This window comes from Flavobacterium sp., assembly GCF_049318185.1.
Lineage (GTDB): Bacteria > Bacteroidota > Bacteroidia > Flavobacteriales > Flavobacteriaceae > Flavobacterium.
The window spans coordinates 1-2712 of the sequence record NZ_JBMOGV010000197.1 but is presented as its reverse complement, the minus strand read 5'-3'; the positions used below and the strand labels follow the sequence as shown (position 1 = coordinate 2712).

Annotated in this window: 1 protein-coding gene; it reads left to right on the top strand. The window is 34.6% G+C overall.

The window, feature by feature from the left end:
• Positions 1-2712, top strand: a 2712-nt coding sequence (locus ACOYLT_RS11445) for a TonB-dependent receptor plug domain-containing protein (protein WP_422853974.1), incomplete at both ends; no start/stop codon positions are given.

Sequence of the window (2712 nt, the reverse complement as noted above, 5' to 3'; positions counted from 1 at the left end):
AAGCAACTATTGGAAATATTCTTGTGGTTAGTTTTAGCGGCTTTTCAAATCAATCATATACTTTAAAAGATAATAATCCAGTCGATATACAACTTAGCGTAAGCAATAACGACTTAAATGAAGTAGTGGTGTTGGGGACAAGAAGTGTTGGAAGAACTAAATTGGAATCTGTATCGCCAGTAGATTTATTTGATTTAAAAACATTAACCTCTGAAGTTCCACAAACAAATTTAACAGATATATTAAACCATGTAGCGCCTTCGTTTAATTCTACCACACAGACGGTGGCAGATGGTAGTGATCATATTGATCCAGCTACCGTTAGAGGTCTTGGTCCAGATCAAACATTGGTTTTAATCAATGGCAAACGTCGCTATACTTCAGCTTTGGTGAATGTAAACGGAACTATGGGTAGGGGTTCTGTAGGAACAGATTTAAATGCAATTGCTTCTGCATCCATTGATAAAATCGAATTACTAAGAGATGGCGCAGCAGCACAATACGGATCGGACGCTATCGCTGGTGTTATAAATATTCAATTAAACAAAAATATTGGGACTGGAAAAGCAGTATTTAGCAGTGGTGCAAATATTACCACTTACCAATCTTATAAGCATGCTGCTCCTGGAAGTTTTAAACTTGGAGAAGGGCCGACAAATGATCCTAAATATTATAACAATAGTGTTGTAGACGGACAAAAAACAAATGCTTCTGTAAATTATGGCTGGCAAATTGGAAAAACAAAAGCAAGTTTTATCAATGTAACTTTAAATCTAGAACAAAGAGAACCTACAATTCGTTCTGGTGAAAGAACTGGAGATATTGATAATCGAAAATCTGGTGATTCTGCTAGTATGGCTTTAATGACCACACTTGGCGCAGATCGTAATACTTTTCAAATGAGAGTTGGTCAATCACGCACTAAAAATCTACAAGGCGTTATTAATGGTGCATTAGCGCTAAAAAATGGCGGAGAGTTTTATTTCTTTAGTATTTTAAGTAATAGAGTAGGAAACTCCACTGGCTTTTATCGTATGCCTTACCAAAACAGTAATATACCCGCTATTTATCCAAATGGATTTTTACCTGAAATCACTTCTAATATTAACGACATTTCTTTAGGAACGGGATTAAAGGGAAAAGCGGGAACATGGAATTATGATCTTAGTAATACATATGGTCAAAATAGTTTTGGTTTTAATATTGAGAATACATTAAATGTATCTGCCTATTATAATAATCAAAGCAAACAATCAGAATTTAATGCAGGCACTTTATTATTTAGACAAAACACAACAAATATTGATTTTTCAAAAAAATTAGATAATTCAGTAAATTTAAATGTGGCCTATGGTGCTGAATTAAGGTATGAAAATTATCAACAAAAGGCTGGAGAAGAAGCTTCTTGGGCAAACTACATGCGAAAAACGGGAGGTGTAACCGATGTTTTAAACGGCACTCCTACTTCTATCAAATTAGCGGATAATAGTACAGGGATTCCTGCAGGGGGCGCGCAAGTATTTCCTGGATTCAGACCAGACAATGCAAAAAATGAGAGCAGAACATCCACTGCATTATATGTAGATTTTGAAATGGAACCAATTAATAAATTATTACTTGACTTTGCTGCACGATACGAGAATTATTCTGATTTTGGAGGAAACTTAAGCGGCAAGGTTGCAGGTAGATATAAACTTACTGATAACTTTTCATTAAGAGGATCGGTAAGTACAGGATTCAGGGCGCCATCTTTACAACAAAGATATTTAACAAAAACATCCACTGTATTTCAAGGAGGCGTTGCTTTTGATGATGCAACCTTACCGAATGATAGCAAAGCTGCGCAAACATTGGGCATCCCAAGTTTAAGACCTGAAATTTCTAATAGTGCAAGCATTGGAACCACTTTGAAATTAAATAAATTCAGTTTAACAGTAGATGCTTATTCTACAAAAATCACTGATCGTATTATATTAACAGATGCGTTTTCGGGTAGCGCTACTGGCGATGCGGTTTCTCAATTTTTATATACTACGTTGTTAGCAAATAATGCTTCAAGAGGAATTTTTATGGCTAATGCCACAGACCTAAGAACTTCTGGTATTGACATCATTTCAGCTTACAATTTAAAATTGCCAAAAAAACAAAGCTTGAAGTTTGAATTAGCAACTACTTTATCTAAGCGTGAAATTTTAGGCAAAACAAAAGTCTCTGAAAAATTATTAGGAAGAGAGTCTACTTATATGAGTCCTATTAATAAAGCAACATTAATAGACGGTAATCCTAAAGTGAAAGGATATTTATCTCTTTCCTATAAAAAAGACAACTTTAATTTATTTCTTAGAAACACGTATTTTGGAGAAGTTACACACATTGAAGGCGGCGGAGCTACGAACTGGTTTTATGTGCAAGTGCTAAGTCCTAAGATTGTGACTGATTTAAGTATTGGCTATAAGTTATCAAAATCTTGGAGATTTTCTACTGGTGCTAATAATTTATTTGACATCTATTCTGATTTATTAGTTGCTTCGAAGGGCACTTATAAAAGATTAGATGTAGTTCAAACTAGCCCTACTTACGATAAATTTGTTGAATCACAAACTGCATTTCAAAGAGGAGTTGTTAATAATAATGGTATTTCATCCAACAACCAATTCAACTATTCACGTAGGGTAACGCAATTGGGTATGAACGGAAGATATTTATACGCAA